This is a genomic window from Bartonella rattaustraliani AUST/NH4, from assembly GCF_000312565.1.
In the GTDB taxonomy this organism is placed as follows: domain Bacteria; phylum Pseudomonadota; class Alphaproteobacteria; order Rhizobiales; family Rhizobiaceae; genus Bartonella; species Bartonella rattaustraliani.
The window spans coordinates 1-2,221 of sequence record NZ_CALW02000060.1 but is presented as its reverse complement, the minus strand read 5'-3'; the positions used below and the strand labels follow the sequence as shown (position 1 = coordinate 2,221).

Sequence of the window (2,221 nt, the reverse complement as noted above, 5' to 3'; positions counted from 1 at the left end):
CTATTTGGAACTTCAGAAAAATCTAAACATTCAAGTTATCTTTGGTAATCCTCCTTATTCTGTGGGACAAAAGAGTGAAAACGATAATGCAAAGAATACCTCTTATCCCATATTAGATAACCGTATTCGCGAAACCTATTCCGCTCAATCGAAAGCAATGAATAGGCAAGCACTTTACGACAGCTATATCCGTGCACTTCGTTGGGCTAGCGATCGTATAAAAGACTGTGGTATTATTGGCTTTGTCACAAATGCAGGTTTTGTAGATGCAAATGCTATGGCTGGTTTACGCAAGTGCCTTGTTGAAGAGTTTAGTAGCCTTTATATTTTCCACTTACGGGGGAATGCACGGACTTCAGGTGAACAGCGTAAAAAAGAGAGTGGTGGAATTTTTGGTGAGGGGTCTCGAGCCCCTATAGCGATTTCCATTCTTGTCAAAAATCCAGAATCTCAACAGCGTGGTAAAATATATTTTCGTGATATTGGTGATTATCTCAATAGAAAAGAAAAACTTGCAATAATAGAGTCTTTTAAAAGTATTGATGGTATTACACAAAAACAAGGTTGGCAAATAATTACACCAGATAAACATGGTGATTGGATAAATCAACGTGATAACAGTTTCAAAACATTTTTAGTACTAGGTATTAAAAAAGGGGATGATAAAAAGCTTTTTGAGACTTATTCTCTTGGTATTTCAACCAGCCGTGATGCTTGGGTATATAACTCAAGCTGTGAGGCTTTAGCAAAAAACATGAGCAATATGATTGGCTTTTATAATAGCGAAGTAGAACGTTTTAATGAAGCTTATGAGCATGCTAATCGCGAGACACGTAAAAAGGCTGTAGACAGTTTCGTAAACTCAGATGCAAGTAAAATTAGCTGGAGTTATAATATCAAGCAGGAATTAGTAAGAGGAAATTTTTCCGAATTTGAAAGTGGTTGCTTAGTTCAAAGCCTTTACCGTCCTTTTACACAACAGTGGCTTTATTACAATCGCACTCTCAATGAGAGAGTTTATCAAATGCCGCATATATTTTCGATGAGACAAACCGTTGAAAATAGAGTGATACAACTTGCAGGAATCGGGGCAATGAAAGGTTTTTCTGTACTGATGACGAATACAGTGCCTAACTATGATGCAATAGAAAAATGTCAATGCTTTCCACGCTATATTTACGAAGAATCTGCAGTTTCAAAAGATAAAAATACCAAGCAGTCCCATTTATTTGAAAGCTCTATAAAGAATAATGAAGCTATTGGTTTACAAAGGCGTGATGCACTTACTGATGAAGGATTAGAATATTTTAAAGCGGCTTATCTTGGTGAAACCATAACAAAAGATGATCTATTCTATTATGTTTACGGTATTTTGCATTCAGAAGATTACCGTGCTCGTTATGCTGATAACCTCTCTAAAGAATTGCCTCGTATCCCTTGTGTGAAAACCGCTGAAGATTTTTGGGCTTTTGTTAAAGCAGGACGTAAACTGGGTCACTTGCATGTCAATTATGAAACTGTAGCACCTTATCCAGTAATCTTTAAAAAGGGTGATCCAAAACTGACTGATATTTCTAATCCTGAAGAATTTTATTATGTTACAAAAATGGAATTCGCAAAAGTTAAGAAGTGTAAGGAAAAAGATAAATCTACTGTCATTTATAATCGTCATATCATCATGACAGATATTCCTCTTGAAGCCTATGAATATATTGTTAATGGGAAACCTGCTCTTGAATGGATTATGGAACGTCAATGTGTAAAGACTGATGAAAAAAGTGGCATTGTTAATGATGCCAATCTCTATGCCGTTGAGACCATTGGCAACCCTGCTTACCCACTAGAGTTATTTCAAAGGATTATTACCGTAAGTTTAGAAACAATGAAAATTGTGAAAAAACTACCAACATTAGACATAAGAGAAACCGAATAACTTATAAAGCATGCTCACATGATGGGTATGCTAACCTCACAAGGGGTATAGAGTCTTATAACTATAAGTTTTATACCCCCCTTTATACATTGCTTACATACAATCTTTAAAGAGATAGTTTATATGCGTTATTCTAAAAAGAAATCATTTGCACTTTTAAACACTCTTTTTTGGATTGCTTTAAGGCTTTTCAGAAACCCCTTCCTCTATAAGATCAGATTTTTTTACATTGCCTGTAAGAGATTATATCGTAATCTAAAATAAATTAAAAAATAGGGGTAAAAGAGA

At 35.2% G+C, this 2,221-nt stretch carries 1 protein-coding gene; it reads left to right on the top strand.

What is annotated here, in order from left to right; all coding sequences use genetic code 11:
- The coding region (locus BN67_RS14510) for a type ISP restriction/modification enzyme (RefSeq protein ID WP_019223666.1) at positions 1–1,933 on the top strand (1,933 nt) is incomplete at its 5' end.
- Between the last annotated feature and the right edge of the window lie 288 nt (positions 1,934–2,221).